A 26,452-nucleotide genomic window follows, 5' to 3' on the forward strand; every position below is an offset into this window, starting at 1 on the left:
CGAACAAAGGATTACTGTTGATCGCAAGGGTATCACTACCGACAAAAATGATGCACCAATTGGGTAATCAATGTGCGGGTCGGCTGGATGAACGACATATCCAGGAATTCATCCGGCTGATGTGCCTGGTCAATAGAGCCGGGGCCGAGCACCAGCGTCGGGCACAGCGTCTGGATAAAGGGCGCTTCGGTACAGTAGTTCACCACATCGGTCGATTGCCCCAGCAGTTTTTCCACTACCTGCGCCAGTTCATGGTCGGCGGGGCATTCATAGCCTGGGATCGGCGGATGCAGTTCGCTGACGGTGAGACGGCCGGGCCAACGGTCACTGACCGGCGAGAGTGCTTCGGTGATCAGCCCGTTCAGATCGCTCAGCGTCATGCCCGGCAGCGGGCGGATATCCATATGCAGATCGCAGCAGGCGCAGATGCGGTTAGCGGCGTCGCCGCCGTGGATATGGCCGAAATTCATGGTGGGGTGGGGAATATGGAACGCCGGGTTGTGGTAGCGCGTTTTAAGGTCATCGCGCAGTACCATCAGGTGGGAGATGGCGTCGTGCATCACTTCGATGGCGTTGACGCCGCGGGACGGGTCGCTTGAGTGACCGGACTGCCCCTGAACGCGCACGGCATTTGACATATGGCCTTTGTGGGCGCGGATCGGCTGTAGCGACGTCGGTTCGCCGATGATGGCGCAATCCGGGCGAATGCCGGTCGACTCGGAGAAGTATTTGGCGCCCGCCATCGTCGTTTCTTCATCCGCCGTGGCCAGAATGTACAGCGGCCTGGTCAGTTTGTCGGCGTCAATCTCCCGCAGCGCATCGAGAATAAAGGCGAAGAAGCCTTTCATGTCGGCGGTGCCGAGACCGTAGAGCTTGTTGTCGTGTTCCGTCAGCGTAAAGGGGTCGCGCGTCCAGCGGCCGTCGTCGAACGGAACGGTATCGGTGTGACCGGCCAGCAGCAACCCGCCGCTGCCCTCGCCCAGACGCGCCAGCAGGTTGTATTTATTGTAGGTGCCCGGCACGGGTTGTACGTCAACGTGAAACCCCAAATCGGCGAACCAACCTGCCAACAGGTTGATTAAGGTTTCATTGCTCTGATCCAACGCACGATCGGTGGCGCTGATGGACGGTGTGGCGATCAATGCCCGATAGAGCTCAATAAAAGGGGGTAAATTCATCTTCACAGTTGACAGCCTCTGGTTAGGATAGTATCAATATTCATGCATTTATTTTGAATAAAAATACAATAATGTTGGGTGAAAGGAAATCGTAAGCTATAGCGGCGGGGCAAAATGCCGCATAATGCTTTTCCTGACCTTGTGGGTGAACGGCGTGGCTGCGCTGGTGAGCCTGCTCCCTGTTCCACAAACATAAGCAATTTAAGGTATACGGAGACATGCTGAATACGTTGATCGTTGGTGCAAGTGGCTATACCGGCGCTGAGCTGGCACTGTACCTGAACCGTCACCCGCAGATGAACATAACCGCTTTGGCGGTTTCCGCGCAAAGTGTAGATGCGGGAAAGCGCATTTCCGATCTGCATCCCCAATTAAAAGGCATCATTGAGCTGCCGGTGCAACCGCTGACTGACGTCGCGGAAGCCGCCAACGGCGTCGACGTGGTGTTTCTGGCCACTGATCATAAAGTGAGTCACGACCTGGCGCCGCAGTTCCTGGCCACCGGTTGTACGGTTTTTGACTTATCCGGCGCGTTTCGCGTGCAGGACGCGGAATTCTACAGCCGTTACTACGGTTTCGAGCATCAACATGCCGATCTGCTGTCCCAGGCGGTATACGGTTTGGCGGAGTGGCAGGCGGACAATATCCGTCAGGCGCAACTTATCGCCGTACCGGGTTGTTACCCCACGGCTTCCCAATTGGCCTTGAAACCGTTGGTGGAAGGCGGTTTGCTGAACCCTGAACAGTGGCCGGTCATCGACGCCACCAGCGGCGTGAGCGGTGCTGGTCGCAAAGCGTCCATGACCAACAGCTTCTGTGAAGTCAGCCTGCAACCCTACGGTATTTTCAACCATCGTCATCACCCGGAAATCGCCACGCATCTGGGGATTCCGGTGATTTTCACGCCGCATCTGGGCAACTTCCCGCGCGGCATTCTGGCCACCATTACTTGCCGCCTACAACCCGGCGTGACCGCGCAGGACGTGGCGGAAGCCTATCACAACGCTTATCACGATAAACCACTGGTACGCCTGTATGAAAAAGGCGTTCCGGCGTTGAAATCCGTGGTGGGCTTGCCGTTCTGCGATATTGGCTTCGCGGTGCAGGATGAACACCTGATCGTGGTCGCAGCCGAAGATAATTTGCTGAAAGGCGCGGCGGCCCAGGCGGTACAATGTATGAATATTCGTTTTGGTTTCCCGGAAACCCAATCTTTACTCTGATTCAATCCCTGAGGCGCAAAGACCCATGAATCCGTTAATTATCAAACTCGGCGGTGTGTTACTGGATAGCGAAGAGGCGCTGGAGCGCCTGTTCACCGCGCTGGTGGAGTATCGTCAGCAGCATCAGCGTCCGCTGGTTGTCGTGCACGGCGGCGGTTGTCTGGTGGATGACCTGATGAAGAAACTCTCCCTGCCGGTGGTGAAGAAAAATGGTCTGCGCGTTACGCCGGCGGATCAAATCGACATCATTACCGGCGCGCTGGCGGGTTCCGCCAACAAAACCCTGCTGGCTTGGGCGATTCGCCATGGTATCAACGCAGTAGGGCTGAGCCTGGCGGATGGCGGCAGCACCTCGGTAACGCAGTTGAGCGAAGATCTGGGCCATGTCGGTAAAGCCGAGGCCGGGTCGCCGGCGTTGATCAATACGTTGTTGGCGGCAGGCTACCTGCCGGTGGTCAGTTCCATTGGCATTACCGCCGAGGGCGAACTGATGAACGTTAACGCGGATCAGGCCGCGACTGCACTGGCGCAAACGCTGGGCGCCGATTTGATTCTGCTGTCCGATGTCAGTGGGATTCTGGACGGTAAAGGGCAGCGCATCGCCGAAATGACCGCTGAGAAAGCGGAGGCGCTGATCGCGCAAGGCATCATCACCGATGGCATGATTGTCAAAGTGAATGCCGCGCTGGACGCCGCTCGCGCGCTGGGCCGTCCAGTGGATATCGCCAGCTGGCGCCATGCCGATCAACTCCCGGCGCTGTTCAATGGCGTGCCGATAGGTACCCGCATTCTGGCTTGATCGCCAGTCATCATGCGCATCTTTTTTCTGCCACCGGGGCGGAAAGATGCGCAACATATTATCGGCGGGCTGTCGGGAACAAGGCCCGCCATCATCAGAGATACCAGGAGTTTACGTTATGGCTTTGTGGGGCGGACGGTTCACGCAGGCAGCGGATCAGCGTTTCAAACAGTTTAATGACTCACTGCGGTTCGATTACCGTCTGGCGGAGCAGGACATCGTCGGCTCCATTGGCTGGTCGAAAGCGCTGGTGACGGTCAACGTGTTGACCGTGCAGGAACAACAGCAACTGGAGCAGGCGCTCAATGCGCTGCTGGTAGAGGTGCAGGCTGACCCGCAGGCGATTTTGCACAGTGATGCCGAAGATATTCACAGTTGGGTCGAACAGCGGTTGATCGAGAGGGTCGGTGATTTAGGCAAGAAACTGCATACCGGGCGCAGCCGCAATGATCAGGTCGCTACCGATCTGAAACTGTGGTGTAAAGCGCAGGTCGGTGAAATGGTGCAGGCCGTCCGCCATCTGCGCGCGGCGCTGGTCGCCACCGCTGAAGCCAATCAGGACGCTGTCATGCCGGGGTATACCCATCTGCAGCGCGCCCAGCCGGTGACGTTCGCCCACTGGTGTCTGGCTTACCACGAAATGCTGGTGCGTGATGAAAGTCGTCTGGAAGACACGCTGAAACGCCTGGACGTCAGCCCGCTGGGCTGCGGCGCGCTGGCGGGCACCGCCTATCCCATCGACCGCGAACAATTGGCGGGCTGGCTGGGGTTTGCTTCCGCCACCCGCAACAGCCTGGACACCGTTTCCGATCGTGATCATGTGCTGGAACTGCTGTCCGACGCCTCTATCGGTATGGTGCATCTGTCCCGGTTTGCGGAAGATCTGATTTTCTTCAACAGCGGGGAATCCGCGTTTGTGGAGCTGTCTGATCGCGTGACATCCGGCTCGTCACTGATGCCGCAGAAGAAAAACCCGGATGCGCTGGAACTGATTCGCGGCAAGTGCGGCCGCGTGCAGGGTGCGCTGGCGGGTATGCTGGTGACGCTGAAAGGTCTGCCGCTGGCCTACAACAAAGACATGCAGGAAGACAAAGAAGGGTTGTTCGACGCGCTGGATACCTGGCATGACTGCTTGTTGATGGCGGCGCTGGTACTGGAAGGCATTCAGGTGAAACGCTCTCGTTGTCAAGAAGCTGCCGAGCAAGGCTATGCTAATGCCACTGAACTGGCGGACTATTTGGTCTCCAAAGGGGTGCCGTTCCGCGAAGCGCATCACATCGTGGGCGAAGCGGTGGTGGAAGCCATTCGTCAGGGCAAGGCGCTGGAAGCGTTGCCGCTGTCCGAACTGCAGAAGTTCAGCGCGGTGATTGGGGACGACGTCTATCCGAGTTTGTCGCTGCAATCCTGTCTGGAAAAACGTGCTGCGCAGGGCGGCGTCTCGCCGCAGCAGGTGGCGCGCGCTATCGCCGAAGCGAAGCAGCGTCTGGCTTGATGCTGAGCCCGGCGGTGAGATAACCGCAGCTGTCGAAACGGTTAATGCTGTTTTGCCGAACTCTCGGGATGTGGCACCCTTTGGGGTACCTCATCCCGGTGTTTTTTGGCCTGGACGGGCTTCGGCGAGGTGGCTCAGTTCCGGTACAGCACCTTGATCAGGTGGTAGCCGAACTGGGTTTTTACCGGCCCGAACGGTTTCAGCAGTTCACACGAGAACACCGCTTTATCGAAGGCCGGCACCATATCCCCTTTGCGAAATTCCCCCAGATCGCCGCCGTTCCGCCTGGATGGACAAGTCGAGTGCTTTTGCGCCAGTTGTTGAAAGTCAGCGCCTTGTTCCAGTTGCGCCAGCAGGTCATGAGCCTGTTGTTCCGTATCTACCAGAATATGCAATGCTGCAGCGGTCGTTGCCATCGATCATCTCCATAAATGGGAAAAATGGCCCGCAGTGTAACACAGCACTGTCGGAGACAAACGAGAGTGCGCTGTAGATTCCAGCTCGCCGCTGTCAGCTTGCGTAATAGCGGGACAGCGCTCTGCGTTTTGCTACAATCCTCTTCCGTTTGATCAATGAGCAGGATATGTCATGCGTCTGAATGCCAGCCAACAACATGCCGTCGAGTCGGTTTCCGGTCCCTGTCTGGTTTTGGCTGGGGCCGGCTCCGGTAAAACCCGCGTCATTACCCAAAAAATCGCCCATCTGATTCGCACCTGCGGCTATCAAGCGCGGCACATCGCCGCCGTGACGTTTACCAACAAGGCGGCCCGTGAAATGAAGGAGCGCGTTGCGCAGACGCTGGGGCGCAAGGAAACGCGCGGGCTGATGATCGCCACTTTCCACACACTGGGGCTGGAGATTATTAAACGCGAGTATCTGGCGCTGGGGATGAAATCCAACTTTTCCCTGTTCGATGATCAGGATCAGTTGGCGCTGCTGAAAGAGCTCACTGAGCAATGGCTGCAAAACGATAAAGATCTGTTGCAGCAGCTGATTTCCGCCATTTCCAACTGGAAGAACGATCTGATGGGGCCGGAGCAGGCGATGGGGATGGCGCGATCGGAACGCGACCGTCTATTTGCTCACTGCTACCACCTGTATGACGCTCATCTGCGTGCCTGCAATGTGCTCGACTTTGATGACCTGATTCTGCTGCCGACGCTACTGTTTCTACGGGACGAGCCGGCGCGTGAGCGTTGGCAGCAGCGTATTCGTTATCTGCTGGTGGACGAATATCAGGATACCAACACCAGTCAATATGAACTGGTGAAAATGCTGGTGGGCGCGCGGGCGCGTTTTACCGTAGTGGGTGACGATGATCAGTCGATTTACTCCTGGCGAGGCGCTCGCCCGCAAAACCTGTCGCTGCTACAGCAGGATTTCCCTGCATTGCAGGTTATCAAGCTGGAGCAGAATTACCGTTCCTCCGGCCGGATCCTCAAGGCAGCCAATATTCTGATCGCCAACAATCCACATGTGTTTGAAAAGCGGCTTTATTCGGAGCTGGGGTACGGCAACGAGCTGAAGGTCATCACCGCGAATAATGAGGATGACGAAGCCGAGCGCGTAGTCGGGGAGTTGATCGCTCATCACTTCATCAACAAAACCCAGTACGGCGATTACGCCATCTTGTATCGCGGTAATCATCAGTCGCGCCTGTTTGAAAAAGTGCTGATGCAAAACCGTATTCCGTATCGCATTTCCGGCGGAACCTCGTTCTTTTCCCGGCCAGAAATCAAAGATTTGCTGGCTTACTTGCGGGTGTTGACCAACCCGGACGACGACAGCGCCTTTCTGCGCGTCGTGAATACGCCGAAGCGGGAAATTGGCCCCGCCACGCTGCAAAAGCTGGGGGAGTGGGCCCGGCAGCGTAACCGGGGATTATTCAGCGCCAGCTTCGACGTCGGGCTGTCTCAGACGCTGAGCGGCCGTGGTCTGGAGTCGTTGCAGCGTTTTACCCGCTGGATGGACGACATCGCTCGTCTGGCGGAGCGTGAACCGGTGAAGGCGGTGCGGGATCTGCTCCATGGGCTGGATTACGAAAGCTGGCTGTATGAAACCTCCACCAGCCCCAAGGCGGCGGAAATGCGGATGAAGAACGTCAACCAGCTGTTTACCTGGATGACAGAAATGCTGGAGGGCAGCGATCTGGATGAGCCGATGACCCTGACACAGGTGGTGACGCGGTTTACCTTGCGCGACATGATGGAGCGCAACGAGAGTGAGGAGGAATTGGATCAGGTACAGTTGATGACGTTGCACGCCTCGAAAGGTCTCGAGTTTCCTTACGTGTATCTGGTCGGTATGGAGGAAGGGTTGCTGCCGCATCAGACCAGCATTGATGAGGATAATGTTGATGAAGAACGTCGGCTGGCATATGTCGGCATTACCCGCGCGCAAAAGGAGCTGATGTTTACTCTGTGCCGTGAACGTCGGCAATACGGCGAGCTGGTGCGTCCGGAACCGAGCCGTTTTCTGTTGGAACTGCCGCAGGACGATGTGGTGTGGGAAAGTGGTCGCCGTGAGGTTTCGCCGCAGGAGCGGATGCAGAAGGGGCAGAACCACCTGGCCAACCTGCGGGCGCAATTAGCCAAAGCCAGAGAGAAGCCATAAGAGAGACGCCATCGTTGCTGCTATGCCGTGCGGCAGCACCGTTGGCGTGGGCCTCGGCCGTAAAGAACCGCCGAACCTTTTCATGTTGTCCTGAAATCGACAGGTACACCGCCCCCATATTCACGGTGATCGCGGCGTTGGGGACGGAGACATGAGCGCGCGGGGTGCCGGCTCAGGCGGATGTGCTTGCCCGCCGGCAGGGTGGATGCGAGAACGTCAGGGGGTCACGCTTTTGCCATCTACGCTGACGTTTTTCACCGCGCCGAAGTTCCACGGCGTGTTGCCGCTTTGTAGGTGGGTGAAGGTGAGATGAGTGAACTGGCTGTCGGCCAGGTCGCTGATGGCGACCGGCATGACGTTGTCCAGTTTCATGTTGCTAAAGTTCAGCTGGCTGTGCCAGATGTCGTTTTTGCTGTCGCCGGTGATATCAATGGATGGGCTCTTGCCGGTCGAATTCTGTACCGTCACGTTTTTTACCGTGAAGTTGTAGAAACGTGCCGATGTGACGGCTGGCGTGTAGTCGGTGGTGCTGTTGGCGTCGCTATAACCTAACGTCACGATAACGGCCTGTTTCGCCAGATTCTTCATGGCGTTATTACGGAAGATAATGTTATGAGCGCCGCCGCCGATGCTGGTCGCGCTTTTTGCGCGCAAACCGATATCGGTCTGATTCATGACGTTGTTTTCCGCCAGTACATCTGCGATACCGGCCCCGGTGTGGCTACCCAGTACAACCGCGCCATGGCCATGAATAAAGGCGTTATTGAACAGCCATGAGGTTTGCGTCGCGTCCTGATGTTCCGCTGCTTTCCCCATTCCGGCTGCAAAGTTGATGCCGTCGTCCCCGGTGTCAAACACACTGTTGAACACCATAGTGTTCTGGCTGTTGCCGAACTCGATACCGTCGCCGTTGTTGGCGTCGTAAGTGTGGTGGGTGACGCCATTAACGACCACATGCTGGTTTTCCAGAAACATAATGCCGTGGAAGGCCGGGTTGCGAATGGTGATGTCGGCAATATAGACATTCTTCACACCGCGCAGCGTAATCAGGCTGGAGCGGGCTTGGCTATAGGCAGTTTTAGCATCCAGGCCGTTGGCAATGGCGGCAGCCACTTGACTGCTGGCCAGTATGCCGTCCTTGCCGACTTTGCTGTTGTTGCTTTTCACGTAATGGGGAATCACCGCTCCGGTTTCATCCTTAGCCTCCGTGGCGGTATCGCGCTTCCAGCCGTTACCGTCGATAACGCCTTTCCCTACGATACGAATGTTTTGAAAGGTGCCGACGGCGGAATGGTGTTTATCGATGGCGTTCAGCAGCGATGCCGGACGCATCTGGGATGCATAGCTGTAAATCCGATAGGCTGCGGGGTAATCTGCCGCGTTTTCCGAACCCAGCAGTGTGGCGCCTTCCATCAGATTCAAGGTCATGTCGCTTTTCAGCCACAGCGCGCCGGTCTTAAATACGCCCGCCGGTATGTCGATACGACAGCCGGTGTTACATGCGTTGATGGCGTTTTGAATGGCGGTGGTATTGAGTGTCGTGCCATCGCCTTTGGCGCCGTATTGCGCGATGTTGATTATCTGCGGCGGTGCGGCGGTTTTTGCCACGACAGCGTTGCTATCTGCAGACACTGTGCCGTCCGCATAGACTGTGCGGACGGTGAATCGGTATTCCGTGTCAGCTTTCAATCCTTCGATACGGGCGTTCTGCAGTACGATTTTATGATGGAAACCGCTGGTATCCGCACGATAAAACGCTGTGATGTAAGGCTGTGCTGGCGAGTATTTATCGGCGATTTGGCTAGCCAGACCGACGAGCCGGCCATTCTGGTAAACCTGATAGTCGGTAATTGTGGCGGTATCTTCCGGAGCGTCCCACACCAAGACAACGCTGTGATCGTCGTAAGCCAGAGTGGGAACCTGTAGTTTTTGCGGTGCCTGCCGGGACGCCGCCAGCGCTGACGGCGCTAGCAGTAGAAGCGGGATCAACGTTGCCAGACAGAACGTATTCCGGGGTAGCGAGGGTATACTCATCCTGGTTCCTTTTATGTAATTGGGGAGAACAATGGATCAAAACGAACAAATTCAAAATATCGTTTTATAAAAATACACCCAAGGTTTTGATAGGGCCCCGAAAGCGATCACATATCAGCAAAAGGCGTGGTTGAATGGAGTAATTAATTGTTACTCCATTTTTTATCAGGCGGAGTGTTCTTCGATGAGCAAAGACCAGTGGACGTAACTTTGCCACAGGCTTTCCTGCGTCAGCGTTTCCGAACGTAACGGATGCTGATTCAGCCAGCCGCTCGGTAAGATGACACGCAGCGTGTCGCCTTCGGCGCGTAGCCGAACGGCCGGCAGCGTGTCGTCGCGACGACGGCTGGCGAAAATGATCGCCAGTCGCAGCAGGCGACACAGGCGCTGAGCCTGTACTACCGGCAATGCATTTTGCTGTGTCAGGGGGATCGGGTCGATGGTGTTGCACTGGTTCTGCAGTAGGGTCGCCAGCAGTTTTTTCTGCGCAGGTGTGAAACCGGGTAAATCACTGTTGCGAATCAGGTAAGCGGCATGTTGCGGCGCCTGACGAAAATCGATGCTCAAACCGATTTCATGAACCAGACTGGCGCTGCGCAGTAATTCCCGACATCGGTTGTCCAACTGCCAGTCTCGCGCTACCTGCTGCATGAAGTTATCAGCTAACGCGCTGACTCGTTGTGCTTGTTCTGCGTCAAGCAGGTAGCGGCGTTGCAGGTTTTGCAGTGTGCGGTGGCGAATATCTTGCTCGATGGGTAAATTCAGCATGCCGTACACCAGACCTTCGCGCAGCGCACCGCCTGCCAACGTCATGGCACCGATCTGCAATTCCTGGAAGATCGCCAGCAGGATGGATAGCCCGCTGGGAAATACCAGCGCGCGTTCTAATGTGAGCCCTTCGATTTCCAGCTCTTCCAACTTGCCGCATTGGATGGCACGCTGCTTGAGCTGCTGCAGTTTGGACAAGGTGATGTATTCGTCCATCCCCTGCGCCACCATGATTTCCTGCAGGGCCTGAACAGTGCCGGATGCGCCGACGCAAACCTGCCAGCCCTGATTGAGCAATTTATCCTTGATGGGATGTAACCGCTCCCGCGCCGCTTGTTCTGCCCGCGCGAAGTTTTCCGCGCCGAGATTACGATCGCCAAAGTAGCGTTCCAGCCAGGTTACGCACCCCATTGATAGGCTGAACAACTGTGTGGTCTGTGCTCCCGTCCCCGTGGCCAGTTCAGTGCTGCCACCACCGATATCCACCACCAGCCGTTGTTCCGGGCCGCCAGTTGTGTGTGCAACACCTTGATAAATCAGCCGAGCTTCTTCTTCACCGCTAATGACCTGGATCGGCAATCCCAGAATTTTTTGGGCGCGCTCCAGAAATTCGTTCGCATTGGTGGCCAGTCTTAGCGTCGCCGTTGCCACCACCCGAACCTGCTCCGGCGGAATGTCCTGCAAACGTTCAGAGAACAGCGCCAAGCATTGCCAACCGCGCTGCATGGCTTCTTGGGAGAGATGATTACTGGCGTCCAATCCGGCAGCCAGCCTGACCTTGCGTTTGATGCGCGCCAGCGTCTGTACACTGCCAGCTACTTCGCGCACCACCAACATATGAAAGCTGTTGGAACCTAAATCAATAGCGGCATAGAGAGAAGAAGATCTCAGCATCGACGAATCAACCCGGGCGTTTTCGGTTGTTACGGGGAGCACCGCTACGACGGGGAGCGCCGGGACGTCGCGGGCCTCCGGCGGAACGCGGGCGATTCAGGCGTTTGGGTTCCGGCAAGTCAGTCAACAGCGCGTCGCTGTTATATTTGCTTACCGGGATGTTGTGGCCGATATAGGTTTCGATAGCTGGCAGGTTCAGTGCATATTCTTCACAGGCCAGACTGATGGAACAGCCGCTGGCACCCGCGCGACCGGTTCGCCCGATGCGATGAACATAATCTTCGCAGTCGTCTGGCAGATCGTAGTTGAATACGTGCGTTACCGCAGGAATGTGCAGCCCACGAGCCGCGACGTCGGTTGCGACCAGGATATCCAGAGTGCCGTGGGTGAATTCTTCCAGAATACGCAACCGTTTCTTCTGCGCGACATCACCGGTCAGCAGCCCTACGCGATGGCCGTCGGCCGCCAGATGCCCCCAAATTTCTTCACAGCGGTGTTTGGTATTGGCGAACACGATGCAGCGGTCAGGCCACTCTTCTTCGATCAGCGTCTGCAGCAGGCGCATCTTTTCTTCGTTAGAAGGATAGAACAGTTCTTCTTTAATGCGATGGCCAGTTTTCTGCTCGGGTTCGACTTCCACATATTCGGCGTTGTTCATCTGTTCGAACGCCAGTTCGCGTACACGATAAGACAATGTAGCGGAAAACAGCATATTCAGACGCTGGTTTGCGGAAGGCATGCGGCGGAACAACCACCGGATATCTTTGATAAAGCCGAGGTCGTACATGCGGTCGGCTTCGTCCAGTACCACAACCTGGATAGCGCCCAGATTGACATGGTTCTGTTTGGTGTAATCGATTAGCCGGCCGGTTGTGCCAATAAGAATGTCGACGCCATTTTCCAGCACCTTCAACTGTTTGTCATAACCGTCGCCGCCGTAGGCGAGCCCCAGCTTGAAGCCGGTCACTCGAGCGAGCGCTTCCGCGTCCGTATGGATCTGGACAGCCAGTTCGCGGGTTGGCGCCATTATCAGTGCGCGAGGTTGATTGACCTGACGATCAGCGAGAGCCGGATGGGAAAGCAAATGATGAAAAGTAGACGCCAGAAACGCCAGCGTCTTGCCAGTACCGGTTTGCGCCTGTCCTGCTACGTCACGCCCTGACAAAGTCAGCGGCAGTGCCAATGCCTGAATCGGGGTGCAGTTATGAAACCCTTTACTTTCAAGCGCTTCGATAACCAGCGGGTGCAGCGCGAAGTCGGAAAACTTCTGTTCGGTTAAGTGTGTTTTGCTCATAGTATGATAGAATATCAGCTAACTGTTGCTTTACGAAAGCGTATCCGGTGAAATAAAGTCAACCTCACAGTTGGTTAATGCTACACCAACTAGGTAGATATAATCCTGCGGAGTAGAACATGAGCGATAAAATTATTCACCTGACAGACGGCAGTTTTGATGCAGAAGTATTGCAGGCTGAAGGTCCTACACTGGTTGATTTCTGGGCGGAGTGGTGTGGTCCCTGTAAAATGATTGCTCCGATTTTGGACGAAATCGCTGACGAATTTGAAGGTAAGTTGACGGTAGCCAAGTTGAACATTGATGAAAATCCGGCAACTGCACCGAAGTACGGCATTCGCGGCATCCCCACTTTGTTACTGTTTAAGAACGGAGAACTGGCTGCCACCAAAGTGGGCGCGTTGTCTAAAGGTCAGTTGAAAGAGTTCATCTCCCACAATTTATAATCTGCTTTACAGCATTTCCCTGGGCGGCGGCAGATAATGAGTTTTCTCATTTTGATTGCTGGACGCCCATCGGGAAGCGTGCTAGATTCGTCATTACTGCATATCGTACTTACCTATGTTTAAACCTTCGGGTTTAAGCCTGAAGTTAGAGTCTAGAGCTTTATTCTGTGTCGAAATCGGAAAGTGTTTAGTTATCGATATACATTATCCGGTTTGGCAATCTGATAGTTTTAAATTAATTGGTTTTTTAAGGTGTCTTCGATCTTTTGCCGTGTTGTATGCGCAAGGTTCGCGTATTTTGGCGCTGACTATAGCTCGGGCATCCAGTGGTTGAAGGCCGTTACAGAGGCACGGATGATCCTGCCATACCATTCACGTTAATAGTTCGAGATTTACCCCGAGTTTAAGAACCCACCATTATGAATCTTACCGAATTAAAGAACACGCCGGTTTCTGAGTTGATTACTCTTGGCGAAAATATGGGGCTGGAGAATCTGGCTCGCATGCGTAAACAGGATATTATTTTCGCTATCCTCAAGCAGCACGCGAAAAGCGGTGAAGACATCTTTGGCGATGGTGTGCTGGAAATATTGCAGGATGGTTTTGGTTTCCTCCGTTCAGCAGACAGTTCCTACCTCGCCGGCCCCGATGATATCTATGTTTCCCCCAGTCAAATCCGTCGCTTCAACCTTCGCACCGGTGACACTATTTCCGGAAAAATTCGCCCGCCGAAAGAAGGTGAGCGTTATTTTGCGCTACTGAAAGTTAACGAAGTTAATTACGACAAGCCGGAAAACGCCCGCAATAAAATCCTGTTTGAAAACTTGACGCCGCTGCATGCTAATTCTCGTCTGCGTATGGAACGCGGTAACGGTTCGACGGAAGACCTGACCGCGCGTGTTCTGGATCTTGCCGCGCCTATCGGTCGTGGTCAGCGTGGCCTGATCGTCGCGCCGCCGAAAGCAGGTAAAACCATGCTGCTGCAGAATATTGCACAGAGCATCGCCTACAATCATCCGGATTGCGTACTGATGGTTCTGCTGATTGATGAGCGTCCGGAAGAAGTCACGGAAATGCAACGTTTGGTTAAAGGGGAAGTTGTTGCGTCGACGTTTGATGAACCTGCCTCCCGCCATGTGCAGGTCGCCGAAATGGTGATAGAGAAGGCCAAGCGCTTGGTTGAGCACAAGAAAGACGTCATCATTCTGCTGGATTCCATTACCCGCCTGGCGCGCGCTTACAACACAGTGGTGCCGGCCTCAGGTAAAGTGTTGACCGGTGGTGTGGATGCTAACGCTTTGCATCGGCCGAAACGCTTTTTTGGTGCCGCTCGTAACGTTGAAGAGGGCGGCAGCCTGACGATTATCGCTACCGCGCTAATTGATACCGGTTCCAAGATGGACGAAGTGATTTACGAAGAGTTCAAAGGGACAGGCAACATGGAACTGCACCTTTCTCGTAAAATCGCTGAAAAACGTGTCTTCCCGGCCATTGATTACAATCGTTCCGGTACACGTAAAGAAGAATTGCTCACCACGCAGGAAGAACTGCAGAAAATGTGGATTCTGCGTAAAATTATCCACCCGATGGGGGAAATCGACGCAATGGAATTCCTCATCAACAAACTGGCGATGACGAAGACCAACGACGAGTTCTTCGACATGATGAAACGCTCATAACGCGGATCCCATCGCTGTTGTTTAAAAAAAAACGCCACCATCATCGTGGCGTTTTTTATTGTCAGCGTTAAACCCCCTCCTGGGGAGGTGGTGATTGTTTAGAGGACATAAGGTTGTGTGTATTTAATCGTAGAGTCGGGTTAGTGAGGAATCTACATGCAGGTTTACGCCTGACCAGAGAGTAAATTCATGCCAGTGGCTGCCCCTTTATCCAACCGCCATTTTGGTAAAGCACGATAGCTTTATTTCAGAGCTATCACTATTTGCTCAGGTTCTCGATATCGGTAAAACCTGATGGTCCCCGATGTATTTTTACCGCTATGCGATGTAAGCCCTGACATCAGCGAGGGCATGCGTTCCTGTTGAAATGGGGCCTGTCTTATACTGCGTGGATGCCAGACATGTATTCATGCGAGATAGCGAGATGCTGCCCGCATTGCTCGTCAACCCTGAGTAAAGAGAGACATGGTGAAAGTCTTGACGGTTTTCGGTACCCGCCCGGAGGCGATAAAAATGGCGCCATTGATCCGGACAATAAATCAGGACTGCTTTTTTGAATCCCGCATCTGCGTGACGGCGCAGCATCGTGAAATGCTCGATCAGGTGCTGAGCCTGTTTGGCATCGTGCCGGATTACGATCTGGACATCATGCAGCCAGATCAGGAATTGGCGGAAATCTCCGCGCGTATTCTTTCCGGGCTTAAGCCGATTCTGGCCGATTTTCAACCAGACGTAGTGTTGGTGCACGGCGATACCACCACGACACTGATGGCCAGTCTGGCGGCGTTTTATCATCGTATTCCTGTCGCGCATGTGGAAGCAGGGTTGCGCACCGGTAATCTGAATTCACCCTGGCCGGAAGAAGCCAACCGCACGCTGACCAGCCATTTGGCCACTTACCATTTTGCACCGACACCGCAAGCTCGGGGCAACCTGCTGCGGGAGCAGGTTCCGGATGACCGCATCTGGGTCACTGGCAATTCCGTGATTGACGCACTGTATTGGGTGCGAGATCTGATTGGACGCGATCCGGTATTACGTCGCGGGCTGGAAGATCAATATGCTTTTCTGAAGCCTGACAGCAAAATGATTCTGGTGACAGGGCACCGACGTGAAAGCTTCGGCGGCGGTATGGCAAGAATCTGTACGGCTCTGGCCGCAATAGCCCACCATCATCCAGATGTGCAGATTGTCTATCCGGTACACCGCAACCCGAGCGTGGCCGAGCCGGTCAACCGTATTTTGCACGGCATCAGCAATATCTTCCTGATCGAGCCGCAGGATTACCTGTCTTTTGTGTACCTGATGGATCGCGCCTGGCTGGTTCTCACTGATTCGGGCGGTATTCAGGAAGAGGCGCCCGCGTTGGGCCGGCCGGTGTTGGTGATGAGAGAAACCACCGAACGTCCGGAGGTTCTAGCGACTGGTGCGGTACGGCTGGTCGGTACGGATACGGACGCCATTCTGCACGGCGTATCTGCGTTGTTGAGCGATGAAGAGGCTTATCAGTCCATGTTACAGCGACATCATCCTTACGGTGACGGGCGCGCCAGTCAGCGCATAGTGGATATATTAAAGCAGCATCAGGTGATGTTATGAGTTTTGACACGATTTCCGTTATTGGGTTGGGGTATATCGGCCTGCCGACTGCCGTGATGTTCGCTTTGCGACATCCGAACGTAGTGGGCGTCGATTTGGATCGCTCGCTCGTGGAGGCCATCAATCAGGGAGAGATGACGGTTACTGAACCCGAGCTCGCCCGTCTGACTCGTATGGTGGTAGCGCAGGGTTCTTTGCGCGCTACCCACCGGCCGATGGCGGCAGATGCGTTTTTGATTGCCGTACCGACGCCGTTGCAGGGTGATCACCAACCGGATTTAACGTTTGTACAGATGGCAGCCCGAGGGCTGGCTGACGTCCTGAAGCCTGGCGATCTGGTGGTGCTGGAGTCCACCTCGCCGGTCGGGACGACAGAGCAACTGGCGGAGTGGCTGGCGCTGGCGCGGCCGGACCTGAGCTTTCCACAACAGTGGGGCGAGCAGTCGGATGTTCGTATCGCTTATTGCCCAGAGCGGGTTCTGCCAGGAAATATCATGCAGGAGCTGGCGCGTAACGATCGGGTTATCGGCGGTATGACGGAACGGTGCGCTGCTCGCGCCTGCGAGCTTTACCGCATTTTCCTCGAAGGCGAGTGCATGGTGACGGATACGCGCACAGCGGAGATGTGCAAACTGACGGAAAACAGTTTTCGCGACGTCAACCTGGCTTTCGCCAATGAACTGTCGCTGATTTGCGCCGAACAGGGCATTGATGTCTGGGCGCTGATTCGTCTGGCCAACCGCCATCCCCGGGTGGAGATCCTCCGGCCGGGGCCGGGCGTCGGTGGGCACTGTATCGCCGTAGATCCGTGGTTTATCGTTTCCCAGCATCCGCGACAAGCGCAACTGATTCATACCGCCCGGTTGGTGAATGATGCTAAGCCGCTGTGGGTGGTGGATCGGGTGAAGATTGCCGTGGCCGATGCGTTGGCGCAGAGCGGGAAAACGCCGCAGTCACTGTGCATTGCCTGTTTTGGGCTCACGTTCAAACCGGATATCGACGATTGTCGAGGAAGCCCGGCGCTGGATATCGCCGCCATGATCGCGGGATGGCACGCAGGAAAAACGCTGGTAGTGGAACCGTATTTGCCAGCGCTGCCGCCGATATTACGGGGCTGTGCCGTACCGGCTGATATCCGACAAGCGTTGCGGGACGCCGATGTTCTGGTCATGTTGGTGGATCATCAGGTGTTCCGCGCCATCCCTGCCGAGCAGATCGCCCAACGCTGGGTGGTGGATACCCGGGGTATCTGGCGTTGAAACGTGATTAACCGGAGTGGCCTATGACGCTATGCGCCGTGATCGAACCTTTAGTTTGGGAGAGCGAGTTTTTTCAGCGCTCCTGCGGCCGGCTGGGTTTTGGCCGAGATGCGCCGCCATTGACTGCCGCGGCGCTGGATAGGTTTGCGCTCTGTCAGGCTAAAATCGCCGCCAGCGAACTGGTGCGGGCGGATGCGCTCGCTATGTGGGGATTCCGGCTGGCGGAGGGCGAAGCGAGTTTCTGTATGTCGGTGGTACCTGCCGCCAGGGCGCAGTTCGCCGTCGGCGTGCGGCAGGCTGAGATTGGCGATATCCCGACGTTGCGTGCGGCGGCAGCCCAGTCGTTTGTCTGGAGCCGTTTCCGGACGCCCTGGTATCGGGAGGACGATTGCGGTCGTTTTTATGCCCGCTGGGTGGAGAAAGCGGTGGACGGAGAATTTGACGATGCCTGTCTGGTGACAGTGGCGCCAGGTGGCGCATTGACGGGTTTTGTGACGTTACGCCAACTGTCCCCACAGTTGGCGCGCATCGGGTTGTTGTCCGTGTTGCCTGGGATGCAAGGGCAAGGTATCGGACGGCAATTGATGCAGGTGTCGCGTGTCTGGTGCCAGCAGCGCCGGATCCGTCGTCTAGCGGTGGCGACTCAGACCAGTAACTTGCCCGCCATGCGACTGTATCTGGGGAGCGGCGCTCGCCTTGAGAGCACCGCCTACTGGCTGTATCGGAGCGCCCATGATCCCATTTAACGCCCCCGCAGTGGTCGGCTCTGAACTGGCGTACATCCAGACGGCGATGCAAAGCGGCAGGTTGAGTGGCGATGGTGACTTTAGTCGACGCTGTCAGCAGTGGCTGGAACAGTATAGTGGTAGCCAACGGGTGTTAATGACGCCCTCCTGTACCGCCTCGCTGGAGATGGCGGCCATTCTGTTGGATATCGGTCCCGATGATGAAGTGATCATGCCCAGCTATACCTTTGTCTCTACCGCGAATGCGTTTGTGTTGCGTGGCGCCCGTATCCGGTTTGTGGATATTCGACCGGATACGCTGAATATCGACGCGCGAGCCATCGAGGCAGCGATAACGGCGAAAACCCGGGCGATTGTGGTGGTGCATTACGCCGGCGTCAGTTGCGAAATGGGGGCGATTATGGCGTTGGCGCAGCGTTACGGCCTGTTTGTGGTGGAAGACGCGGCGCAGGGCATCATGTCGCGCTACCAAGGGCAACCGTTGGGGGCGATCGGCCATATCGGCTGCTTTAGTTTTCACGAAACCAAAAATGTCACCGCAGGCGGTGAAGGGGGCGCGACGTTGATCAATGCCCCCGAGCTGGTCGAGCGCGCAGAGGTGATTCGTGAAAAAGGCACCGACCGCAGCCGCTTTTTCCGCGGTCTGACGGATAAGTACACCTGGCGCGATATCGGTTCCAGCTATCTGATGGCGGAAGTACAGGCGGCCTATCTATGGGGGCAATTGGAGGCGATATCACGTATTCACCAGCGGCGTTGCCAGCTGTGGCAACGCTATGCAGCGGCCTTCCGTTCGCTGGCGGATGCCGGGCGTTTAACGTTGCCGCATGTCCCGGCGGACTGCGAACATAATGGGCACCTGTTTTTTCTGCGTTTACAGGATCGCGCCGAACGTACTGCATTTATCCGTCATATGTCGGAACGCGGTATTTTAACGGTATTTCACTATCTCCCGCTGCATACCAGCCCGGCCGGGCGACAATTTGGGCGCTTTATCGGCGATGACAGCTGTACGCTCAGGGAGAGCGACAGATTGGTGCGCCTGCCGCTGTTTTATAATTTGTCGGATGCGGAACAACGTACCGTGATCGACGCGGCGCTGGCATTTTTCTGATGTCTTCGCTGGCGCGCGCATCGGTGTGGACAGCCGGCTCGGTGTTGGTCAAGGTTGGCGCCGGGCTGGTCGTGATTAAGCTACTGGCGTTATCTTTTGGGCCTGAAGGTGTGGGGCTGGCGGGGAACTATCGCCAGTTGATCACCGTACTTGGCGCGCTGGCGGGCGCCGGTATTTCCAATGGCGTTACCCGGATGATCGCCGCGACGTCGACGACGGCCGATGCGCCTTCGGCGTCGTTGGGGACGGCCGTGACCATGACGCTGGGTTGTTCTCTGGCGCTGGCTCTGCTGTTGTGGTGGGGCGCCGTTCCGTTATCCCGTCTGTTGTTTGGCGTTGAGGATTATGACCGGGTTATCCGGGTGCTGGCGTTGTTGCAAGTCGGCATGGCCGTCGCCAGCCTGTTGCAGGCGATTCTGAAAGGCTTCCGGGATGCCCCAGCCTGTGCGTTGACCGTGGTGATCGGCAGTGTGTCCGGCATGATGGCCTTTGTCCTGTGTGTGTGGCTAACAGGGTATGTCGGCGCGCTGGTGGGGTTGGCGTTGGCACCGATGCTGCTGGTGTTTCCCGCTTGCTGGTTGTTGCATCGTCGCACGCCGTTGCGCTGGCGAACGTTTGCGCCGCGTTGGGATCGGCGGCAGGCGAGGTTATTGGGCAAATTTACGTTAATGACGCTGAGCACCGCTGTAACCTTGCCGGTGTCCTATGTGTTGATGCGTAATCTGCTGGCGGCGCAGGCCGGCTGGGATGCCGTGGGCATATGGCAGGGCATGATGACCATGTCGGACGCCTGGCTGCAATTCATCACCGCATCGTTCAGCGTTTGGTTATTGCCGACGTTGTCGCGCCTGACGGAGAAAACGGCGGTACGGGATGAGATTTTGCGGACGCTGCGTTTTGTCTTGCCGTGGCTATCGTTGGGGGCCGTCGCATTGTGGCTATCGCGAGATATAGGGATTGGGCTGCTGTTTTCGCCGAAATTCACGCCGATGCGATCGCTATTCGGTTGGCAATTGGCCGGGGATGTATTGAAAGTCGGCGCCTATGTGTTCGGTTATCTGGTCGTGGCTCGCGCATCGCTAGGTTTTTATGTGCTGGCGGAGGCCTGCCAGTGTGCGCTGCTGCTGGCTTTCGCCTATTGGCTGATCCCGCTGCGTGGAGCGATAGGCGCGGCCCAGGCGTATCTGGCGGCCTATCTGATCTACTTTTTACTCTGTGCGGGTGTCTTCACTCTTTATTGCAGGCGGGCATGAACACGTTGATTCACATTCTTGGCGCGGATATCCCTCACCATAATCAGACATTGCTGGGTTTCTTTAATGACAGCCTGACGTCCGAGGTTCCGCACCATTTTATGGTGGCGGCGCAGGACGCTGCCGCGTTACGGCGGGCATTTCCTGCGTTACGAATCGATGCCTTCGGCAGTAAGAGCGCGTTAGCCATGGCCGTGGTGCGCCGTGCCTGGGTTGATCGTTCGACGCGCTTCTTTTTTCACGGTCAGTTCAATGTCTGGTTGTGGCTGGCGTTGCTGGCGCGGCTGATTCTGCCTGCGCAGGTGAGCTGGCATATCTGGGGCGCGGATCTCTATGAAACGGCGTGCGGCTGGCAATACCGCATGTTTTATCTGTTGCGTCGCCGGGCGTTTCGTCAGGTCGGGCATGTTTTCGCTACGCGCGGCGATCTGGGCGTTGTGCGTCGCTTCCGCCCCCATCTGCCGGCATCGCTGCTGTATTTCCCCACCCGTATGCCGCCATTGTCCGAGCCCGCTGCGAACTCGAGCCCATCGACGCCCATGACGATTCTGGTCGGGAATTCGGGTGATCGCAGTAACCGGCACAACGAGGCGCTGGCGGCTATTCATCGCCAGTTCGGCGCGGACGTGCGGGTGGTGTTGCCGATGGGGTACCCGGCAGGTAACGCGGCGTATGTCGCCCAGGTGATGCGGCAGGGCGCACGACTGTTTGGCGCCAACTGCCGGGTGTTGCACCAGCCGCTGGCGTTCGACGACTATTTGGCGCTGCTGCGGCGCTGCGATCTGGGATATTTCATTTTTCAGCGGCAGCAAGGGATTGGCACGTTGTGTCTGTTGATTCAATTGCGCGTACCGTTCGTTATCAGCCGTGGCAATCCGTTCTGGCAGGATCTGGCTGAACAGCAACTGCCGGTACTGTTTTGCGAGGATCAACTGGATGAGGCGCGCGTACGGGAAGCGCGTCGGCAATTGGCCCGGACGGATGTGCGGCGGATTGCGTTTCTCAGCCCTAACTATTTACCGGGCTGGCGGCGGGCGCTGATTCACGCGATGGGAGGGGAAGCATGACGGCGTGGCAAGGTATCGGCCTGTGCGGCGTGTGGTTGCTTTGCGTGGGTCTGGTGGCGCAGTCGATCGCCAGCGAATACCGGCGTCATGGGTTCAGTTTTCACGGGGTGTTCTCGTTGGCGTATCTGGTGACGTTTTATGGCGGCTTCCCTTTCACCGCGATACTGGCATTTCATTTTAATGTCCAGCCGGTCGGGGCGGAGGCGCTGTTGCAGGCGCTGCTGGCGGCGGCGGCGTTTTATGCCGTTTATCTCGCCGGTTATCGTATTTGGCGGCCTAGCGCAAACGGCTCGGCTCACGCCTTTTCGGTAGGAATGAACCGCGCTGAGGCACTGTTGACGGCTGGTTTGCTCGGTGCCGTGGCGGTGATGACGGCGGCGGTTTTTTTCGCCAACAACGGTTTCCTGCTGTTCCGATTGCACTCCTATAGCCAGATCTTTTCCCGCGACGTCTCGGGAGTGGCGCTAAAGCGCTTTTTCTATTTTTTCCTCCCTGCAATGTTGGTGTGGTTTTTTCTGTATCAGACCCAACGCGCCTGGCTGGCGTTCTTGTTGACGACCGCGACGTTCGGCGCGCTGACTTATCTTATCGTCGGCGGGACGCGCGCCAACCTGATGATGGCGTTGACGCTGTTCGTTTGTATTGGGGTAGCGCGCGGCTGGATCGCCCTGAGGTGGATCGCGGTTGTGGGCTTGGCGAGTGTGGCGTTGATGTTCTGGCTGGCACTGCGGCGTTATGGGCTGAACGTTCATGGCGAGCAAGCTTTTTATACGTTCCTCTACCTGACGCGGGACTCGTTTTCGCCGTGGGAGAACCTGGCGTTGCTGTGCCAGCGTTATGAGCAGATCGTCCTACAAGGTCTGGCGCCGATCGCCCGCGATTTTTATGTGTTCATTCCCGCCTGGCTCTGGCCGGAACGCCCGGCGCAGATACTCAACAGCGCCAACTATTTCACCTGGGAAGTGTTGAACTATCATGCCGGGCTGGCGATGTCTCCAACGTTGCTGGGGTCGCTGTTGGTGATGGTCGGCTGGTGGGGGTTGCTGCCGGGAGCCATTCTGGTGGGCTGGATTATCAAGGGGTTTGATGTCCTCTACCAGCAAGGATGCCGCACGACAAATCGCGCGCTGGCGGCGGTGATCCGGGCTTTTTGTTTCGGGGCATTATTCAACCTGATTGTCCTGGTGCGGGAAGGGCTGGACGCCTTTGTATCGCGCATGGTGTTTTTCAGCCTGGTATTTATCGCCAGTGTATTGATAGCCAAAGGGCTGTATCGGTTGTTGGTGCGGGCTGGCGTGATAACGGATGCGCCGTCGACCGGCGTAGGAGAGTAGGAACGATGCGGGAAACCGTGCCTATCTATATGCTGCGCGGTATTGCGGTGAGCGGCTTTCGCGATAGGGATCAGTGCGTGGAGTATCTGTTTCCCGATGGGCTGCCACGGCCTGGCATGCTGGTGGCGCTCAACGCCGAGAAGGTGCTGACAGCGGAACGGAATGACGAGTTGCGGGCGCTGATGACGGCCTCCTGCAACTATGCCGATGGCATCAGCGTGGTGTGTTCTATTCGCCGTAAGTACCGTGCGGCGGACGTGACGCGCATTGCGGGCGTCGATCTGTGGGAAGCGCTGATGCAGCGTGCCGGAGCATTGGGAACGCCGGTATTTCTGATTGGCGGACGCGCGCCGGTGCTGGCGGAAACGGCTGAGCGACTGCGCACGCGCTGGCGGGTGAATATCGTCGGGATGCAGGATGGTTATTTCGACACGGAACAACAATCGACGCTACTGGAGCGCATCAACGAGAGCGGGGCGCAACTGGTGACAGTGGCGATGGGGTCGCCCCGGCAGGAGTTGCTGATCCGCGATGCTTATTGTCGTTATCCGGGGGCGCTGTATATGGGGGTCGGTGGTACTTACGATGTTTTCACCGGACATGCCCAGCGCGCGCCCGCGTTCTGGCGTAGGAACGGGCTGGAATGGTGTTACCGTTTATTGACGCAACCCAGCCGCATTCGTCGGCAATGGCGGTTGCTACGCTACCTTTTTTATCATTTTTCCGGCCGACTTTAAGCGGCGGCGCAATTTTCCCTCGTGATTCTGTGCTGAGATCAACGTAATAAATCGATGAATATTTCATCATGCGCGGGTACAGGGTGGTATGAATCCCGCCGGCATTGCGGTATCTTTTCGGCCGTTTTTTATGGCAGTCGGCCGACATCGCCGCAAGATGCGCCGTGCTTAAAAAAGCCTACAGAGCTCCATCGCTGGCAGGGATACAGCAACGACATACAAAAAACAGAGGATATATGGCAAATACAACCAAACAGGACAAGCTTCACCGTGGCCTGGAGGCGCGACACATTGAGTTGATCGCGCTGGGGGGCACTATCGGCGTGGGCTTGTTCATGGGGGCGGCGAGTGCGCTGAAATGGGCGGGCCCGTCTGTGCTGCTGGCTTATATCGTAGCCGGTATTTTTGTGTTCTTTATTATGCGCAGCATGGGCGAAATGCTGTTTCTGGAACCAGTAACCGGTTCTTTTGCCGTTTATGCGCACAATTATCTGAGCCCGTTCTTCGGTTATCTCACCGCCTGGAGCTACTGGTTTATGTGGATGGCGGTCGGGATTTCGGAGATTACCGCTATCGGCGTCTATGTGCAGTATTGGTTCCCGGATCTGCCGCAGTGGATCCCTGCGATTGCCGCCGTGGTCATGGTCGCTGTCGCCAATCTGGCTGCCGTGCGTCTGTACGGCGAGATAGAGTTCTGGTTCTCCATGATTAAAATCACCACCATTATCGTGATGATCGTGGTAGGTCTCGGCATTATCTTTTTCGGTTTCGGCAACCATGGGCAGTCCACCGGACTTGCCAATCTGACTGAACACGGCGGTTTTCTTGCCGGCGGTTGGAAGGGATTGCTGTTTGCGCTGTGTCTGGTGGTGGCATCCTACCAGGGCGTTGAATTGGTTGGCATTACTGCCGGTGAAGCCCGTAATCCGCAGGTGACATTAAAGCGTGCGATTAACAATATTCTGTGGCGTATCCTGATTTTTTATGTGGGCGCTATTTTCGTCATCGTTACCATCTTCCCGTGGAATGAAATCGGCACTACCGGCAGCCCGTTTGTGCTGACGTTCTCCAGGATCGGCATTACCGCGGCGGCAGGTATCATCAATTTTGTTGTGTTGACGGCGGCGCTATCCGGTTGCAACAGCGGTATGTACAGCTGCGGGCGCATGCTGTATTCCCTATCCAGCAACCGCCAACTGCCTGCGGCGTTGGGGCGTGTTACCGCCGGCGGCGTACCGGCTGCTGGGGTAGCGGTTTCTATCCTGTGTCTGATTGCCGGTTCGATGCTGAACTACATCATCCCGAATCCGGAAAAAGTTTTCGTCTATGTTTACAGCGCCAGTGTGCTGCCGGGCATGGTGCCGTGGTTTGTGGTGCTGATCAGCCAGTTACGTTTTCGCGAACAACATCGTGCAGCGATAGCGAGCCACCCATTCCGTTCCGTACTGTTTCCGTGGGTCAACTATCTGACCATGGTGTTTTTGGCATGTGTATTGGTGGGAATGTATGTGAATGTCGATACCCGTATGTCGCTGATCGTCGGCTGCATATTCCTGGGGGTGGTCAGCGTCTGCTACGCCTTGTTGGGACTGGGTAAAAAACAGGCGGAAATACAGGCTGAAGCCGAGTAATTTTCGCCGTGCGCCGGGGCGGAAAGGCGGTCTGGTTAGGGTTTGCTCATAAATGAGCAAAGCATAAGCAAACGCATCATTTCTGCGAAAAAGCACTGGACAGCCCCATATTAAATCCGTACTATCCCCACCCGCAACGGCGCTACGCGCCCGTAGCTCAGCTGGATAGAGCGCTGCCCTCCGGAGGCAGAGGTCTCAGGTTCGAATCCTGTCGGGCGCGCCATTAAGTTGTGCGCGGAGCTGCGGAGGTACCCCGTAATCGAGTACCGAAATACGTAGTTAAGCAGTGGTATATGGTGGCTATAGCTCAGTTGGTAGAGCCCTGGATTGTGATTCCAGTTGTCGTGGGTTCGAGTCCCATTAGCCACCCCAACTTCTAAAGTTTGTGATATGCGAAGGTGGCGGAATTGGTAGACGCGCTAGCTTCAGGTGTTAGTGTCCTTCGGACGTGAGGGTTCAAGTCCCTCTCTTCGCACCACACAAACGATTGAAGAAGAAAAAAATCGGCGAGTAGCGCAGCTTGGTAGCGCAACTGGTTTGGGACCAGTGGGTCGGAGGTTCGAATCCTCTCTCGCCGACCATCTTCTTTCCCGAAATATTCGGAAGTCTTATTAAGACCCGCATCCTTAATTAAGGGTGCGGGTTTTTTGTCATGGTTTCCCATCATGACAGATCATGCCACCTCATCTTTTGTCGTATTTCTTTTTTGACTGCCTTCGTGTACGTTTATTTGAATTTTAATTCATTTTTTGTGCATAAATAGGAGGTTTTCGTGTCAGTAATCATCCCGGTACAGGAACAATTTGAAGCCTATAACGCCCGTGATTTGGCAAGGTTTATCGCCTGCTATAGCGATAATTTTCGAGCCTACCGTATGCCGGCGACGTCGCCTTTTATCGAAGGGAAAATCGTGCTGGAAGCGTTTTACTGCGAACAACGTTTTAATAATCCAGCGTTGCGTGCCGAACTGCTTTCCCGCACGGTACTGGGAAACAAAGTGTTCGACCATGAAAAGATCTACGGCATCGCTCCCGGGCCGGTGGAAAGCATCGCGGTGTTTGAGGTGAAAAACGGGCTGATTGTTACCGCCTGGTTTTACTTCGTCGACTGAGTCGCGGGAAAGGCAGTGCCGTAGAGAGGGCGCTGCCATGTTGAGTGCTCGATATCTGGTTTTTCGATAGCAATGTGAATGTTTCGTCATGCCAGCGTGACGTGTTTGTTGGCATGTGACAAAACAATGAGGTATATCTTATATCCATAAGATATATGGGCGACCTCCTGTGGATGATATA

The 26,452-nt window shown here is 55.9% G+C and carries 21 protein-coding genes and 4 tRNA genes; 20 read left to right on the forward strand and 5 right to left on the reverse strand.

Features of this window, described 5'->3' with window-relative positions:
• Window positions 1-35: 35 nt before the first annotated feature.
• A complete protein-coding gene (gene argE / locus HEP82_RS01245; protein WP_192456426.1) occupies window positions 36-1,184 on the reverse strand; it encodes an acetylornithine deacetylase in 1,149 nt (382 codons plus the stop codon).
• A 212-nt stretch (window positions 1,185-1,396) separates the two neighbouring features.
• Here argE and argC point away from each other — a divergent pair, with 212 nt between their 5' ends.
• From argC to argH, 3 genes are all read left to right on the forward strand, one after another.
• The gene (gene argC, locus HEP82_RS01250; RefSeq protein ID WP_192456427.1) at window positions 1,397-2,401 is read left to right on the forward strand and encodes an N-acetyl-gamma-glutamyl-phosphate reductase; all 1,005 of its coding nucleotides are present in this window, start codon (window positions 1,397-1,399) and stop codon (window positions 2,399-2,401) included.
• Window positions 2,402-2,426: 25 nt separating this feature from the next.
• Window positions 2,427-3,200 (forward strand): acetylglutamate kinase, encoded by a 774-nt coding sequence (gene argB / locus HEP82_RS01255; RefSeq protein ID WP_192456428.1) that lies wholly within the window; start codon window positions 2,427-2,429, stop codon window positions 3,198-3,200.
• Window positions 3,201-3,318: 118 nt separating this feature from the next.
• Window positions 3,319-4,692, forward strand: coding sequence for an argininosuccinate lyase (gene argH, locus HEP82_RS01260; RefSeq protein WP_192456429.1), 1,374 nt, complete (start codon window positions 3,319-3,321; stop codon window positions 4,690-4,692).
• Window positions 4,693-4,826: 134 nt separating this feature from the next.
• On the opposite strand, the gene ppiC is transcribed toward argH, so the two are convergent.
• Window positions 4,827-5,108, reverse strand: coding sequence for a peptidylprolyl isomerase PpiC (gene ppiC, locus HEP82_RS01265; protein WP_012763838.1), 282 nt, complete (start codon window positions 5,106-5,108; stop codon window positions 4,827-4,829).
• 172 nt (window positions 5,109-5,280) lie between these two features.
• Here ppiC and rep point away from each other — a divergent pair, with 172 nt between their 5' ends.
• On the forward strand, window positions 5,281-7,305 hold the full coding sequence (gene rep / locus HEP82_RS01270) for a DNA helicase Rep (protein ID WP_192456430.1): 2,025 nt from the start codon (window positions 5,281-5,283) through the stop codon (window positions 7,303-7,305).
• Between the two features lie 216 nt (window positions 7,306-7,521).
• On the opposite strand, the gene HEP82_RS01275 is transcribed toward rep, so the two are convergent.
• From HEP82_RS01275 to rhlB, 3 genes are all read right to left on the reverse strand, one after another.
• On the reverse strand, window positions 7,522-9,339 hold the full coding sequence (locus HEP82_RS01275) for a glycosyl hydrolase family 28 protein (protein WP_192456431.1): 1,818 nt from the start codon (window positions 9,337-9,339) through the stop codon (window positions 7,522-7,524).
• Between the two features lie 165 nt (window positions 9,340-9,504).
• On the reverse strand, window positions 9,505-11,001 hold the full coding sequence (gppA, locus tag HEP82_RS01280) for a guanosine-5'-triphosphate,3'-diphosphate diphosphatase (RefSeq protein WP_192456432.1): 1,497 nt from the start codon (window positions 10,999-11,001) through the stop codon (window positions 9,505-9,507).
• Window positions 11,002-11,008: 7 nt separating this feature from the next.
• Window positions 11,009-12,295: an ATP-dependent RNA helicase RhlB gene (gene rhlB, locus HEP82_RS01285; RefSeq protein WP_192456433.1), complete on the reverse strand. Its 1,287-nt coding sequence runs from the start codon at window positions 12,293-12,295 to the stop codon at window positions 11,009-11,011.
• A 119-nt stretch (window positions 12,296-12,414) separates the two neighbouring features.
• Here rhlB and trxA point away from each other — a divergent pair, with 119 nt between their 5' ends.
• The 16 genes from trxA (at window position 12,415) to HEP82_RS01365 (ending at window position 26,271) form a co-directional block, all read left to right on the forward strand.
• Window positions 12,415-12,741: a thioredoxin TrxA gene (gene trxA / locus HEP82_RS01290; RefSeq protein ID WP_012763843.1), complete on the forward strand. Its 327-nt coding sequence runs from the start codon at window positions 12,415-12,417 to the stop codon at window positions 12,739-12,741.
• A gap of 419 nt (window positions 12,742-13,160) precedes the next feature.
• A complete protein-coding gene (gene rho / locus HEP82_RS01295) occupies window positions 13,161-14,420 on the forward strand; it encodes a transcription termination factor Rho (RefSeq protein ID WP_012763844.1) in 1,260 nt (419 codons plus the stop codon).
• 468 nt (window positions 14,421-14,888) lie between these two features.
• A complete protein-coding gene (wecB, locus tag HEP82_RS01300; protein WP_192456607.1) occupies window positions 14,889-16,019 on the forward strand; it encodes a non-hydrolyzing UDP-N-acetylglucosamine 2-epimerase in 1,131 nt (376 codons plus the stop codon).
• Complete coding sequence (gene wecC, locus HEP82_RS01305; RefSeq protein WP_192456434.1) at window positions 16,016-17,278, forward strand: UDP-N-acetyl-D-mannosamine dehydrogenase; 1,263 nt, start codon at window positions 16,016-16,018, stop codon at window positions 17,276-17,278. The genes wecB and wecC overlap by 4 nt, the downstream gene beginning before the upstream one ends.
• Window positions 17,279-17,301: 23 nt before the next feature.
• A complete protein-coding gene (rffC, locus tag HEP82_RS01310) occupies window positions 17,302-18,024 on the forward strand; it encodes a dTDP-4-amino-4,6-dideoxy-D-galactose acyltransferase (RefSeq protein WP_192456435.1) in 723 nt (240 codons plus the stop codon).
• Entirely contained in the window at window positions 18,011-19,138 is a 1,128-nt protein-coding gene (rffA, locus tag HEP82_RS01315) for a dTDP-4-amino-4,6-dideoxygalactose transaminase (protein ID WP_192456436.1), read from the forward strand. Before rffC ends, rffA begins: the two co-directional genes overlap by 14 nt.
• Window positions 19,138-20,391 carry a lipid III flippase WzxE gene (wzxE, locus tag HEP82_RS01320; RefSeq protein ID WP_192456437.1) on the forward strand — a complete coding sequence of 418 codons (1,254 nt, stop codon included), beginning with the start codon at window positions 19,138-19,140 and terminating at the stop codon, window positions 20,389-20,391. The genes rffA and wzxE overlap by 1 nt, the downstream gene beginning before the upstream one ends.
• Window positions 20,388-21,458: a TDP-N-acetylfucosamine:lipid II N-acetylfucosaminyltransferase gene (locus HEP82_RS01325; protein WP_192456438.1), complete on the forward strand. Its 1,071-nt coding sequence runs from the start codon at window positions 20,388-20,390 to the stop codon at window positions 21,456-21,458. Before wzxE ends, HEP82_RS01325 begins: the two co-directional genes overlap by 4 nt.
• Window positions 21,455-22,792: an ECA oligosaccharide polymerase gene (wzyE, locus tag HEP82_RS01330; RefSeq protein ID WP_192456439.1), complete on the forward strand. Its 1,338-nt coding sequence runs from the start codon at window positions 21,455-21,457 to the stop codon at window positions 22,790-22,792. Before HEP82_RS01325 ends, wzyE begins: the two co-directional genes overlap by 4 nt.
• A 5-nt stretch (window positions 22,793-22,797) precedes the next feature.
• Entirely contained in the window at window positions 22,798-23,529 is a 732-nt protein-coding gene (gene wecG, locus HEP82_RS01335) for a lipopolysaccharide N-acetylmannosaminouronosyltransferase (protein ID WP_192456440.1), read from the forward strand.
• A gap of 236 nt (window positions 23,530-23,765) precedes the next feature.
• Entirely contained in the window at window positions 23,766-25,160 is a 1,395-nt protein-coding gene (gene thrP, locus HEP82_RS01340; RefSeq protein WP_192456441.1) for a bifunctional threonine/serine APC transporter ThrP, read from the forward strand.
• Window positions 25,161-25,306: 146 nt separating this feature from the next.
• A tRNA-Arg gene (locus HEP82_RS01345) sits at window positions 25,307-25,383 on the forward strand.
• A gap of 73 nt (window positions 25,384-25,456) precedes the next feature.
• Window positions 25,457-25,532 (forward strand) — tRNA-His (locus tag HEP82_RS01350).
• A gap of 20 nt (window positions 25,533-25,552) precedes the next feature.
• Window positions 25,553-25,638, forward strand: a tRNA-Leu gene (locus HEP82_RS01355).
• Window positions 25,639-25,664: 26 nt separating this feature from the next.
• A tRNA-Pro gene (locus HEP82_RS01360) sits at window positions 25,665-25,741 on the forward strand.
• A 191-nt stretch (window positions 25,742-25,932) separates the two neighbouring features.
• Window positions 25,933-26,271 (forward strand): nuclear transport factor 2 family protein, encoded by a 339-nt coding sequence (locus tag HEP82_RS01365; protein ID WP_192456442.1) that lies wholly within the window; start codon window positions 25,933-25,935, stop codon window positions 26,269-26,271.
• Window positions 26,272-26,452 lie beyond the last annotated feature (181 nt).

The sequence above is a fragment of the Musicola keenii genome (assembly GCF_014855505.1).
Classification (GTDB): Bacteria; Pseudomonadota; Gammaproteobacteria; order Enterobacterales; family Enterobacteriaceae; genus Musicola; species Musicola paradisiaca.

Coding starts and splice junctions, on each gene's coding strand:
- thrP (WP_192456441.1), top strand. CDS start 23,766: ATGGCAAATACAACCAAACAGGACAAGCTTCACCGTGGCCTGGAGGCG.
- rffA (WP_192456436.1), top strand. CDS start 18,011: ATGATCCCATTTAACGCCCCCGCAGTGGTCGGCTCTGAACTGGCGTAC.
- argC (WP_192456427.1), top strand. CDS start 1,397: ATGCTGAATACGTTGATCGTTGGTGCAAGTGGCTATACCGGCGCTGAG.
- wecG (WP_192456440.1), top strand. CDS start 22,798: ATGCGGGAAACCGTGCCTATCTATATGCTGCGCGGTATTGCGGTGAGC.
- rho (WP_012763844.1), top strand. CDS start 13,161: ATGAATCTTACCGAATTAAAGAACACGCCGGTTTCTGAGTTGATTACT.
- argB (WP_192456428.1), top strand. CDS start 2,427: ATGAATCCGTTAATTATCAAACTCGGCGGTGTGTTACTGGATAGCGAA.
- gppA (WP_192456432.1), bottom strand. CDS start 11,001: ATGCTGAGATCTTCTTCTCTCTATGCCGCTATTGATTTAGGTTCCAAC.
- HEP82_RS01275 (WP_192456431.1), bottom strand. CDS start 9,339: ATGAGTATACCCTCGCTACCCCGGAATACGTTCTGTCTGGCAACGTTG.
- argH (WP_192456429.1), top strand. CDS start 3,319: ATGGCTTTGTGGGGCGGACGGTTCACGCAGGCAGCGGATCAGCGTTTC.
- trxA (WP_012763843.1), top strand. CDS start 12,415: ATGAGCGATAAAATTATTCACCTGACAGACGGCAGTTTTGATGCAGAA.
- rhlB (WP_192456433.1), bottom strand. CDS start 12,295: ATGAGCAAAACACACTTAACCGAACAGAAGTTTTCCGACTTCGCGCTG.
- HEP82_RS01325 (WP_192456438.1), top strand. CDS start 20,388: ATGAACACGTTGATTCACATTCTTGGCGCGGATATCCCTCACCATAAT.
- wzyE (WP_192456439.1), top strand. CDS start 21,455: ATGACGGCGTGGCAAGGTATCGGCCTGTGCGGCGTGTGGTTGCTTTGC.
- wzxE (WP_192456437.1), top strand. CDS start 19,138: ATGTCTTCGCTGGCGCGCGCATCGGTGTGGACAGCCGGCTCGGTGTTG.
- wecC (WP_192456434.1), top strand. CDS start 16,016: ATGAGTTTTGACACGATTTCCGTTATTGGGTTGGGGTATATCGGCCTG.
- rffC (WP_192456435.1), top strand. CDS start 17,302: ATGACGCTATGCGCCGTGATCGAACCTTTAGTTTGGGAGAGCGAGTTT.
- rep (WP_192456430.1), top strand. CDS start 5,281: ATGCGTCTGAATGCCAGCCAACAACATGCCGTCGAGTCGGTTTCCGGT.
- ppiC (WP_012763838.1), bottom strand. CDS start 5,108: ATGGCAACGACCGCTGCAGCATTGCATATTCTGGTAGATACGGAACAA.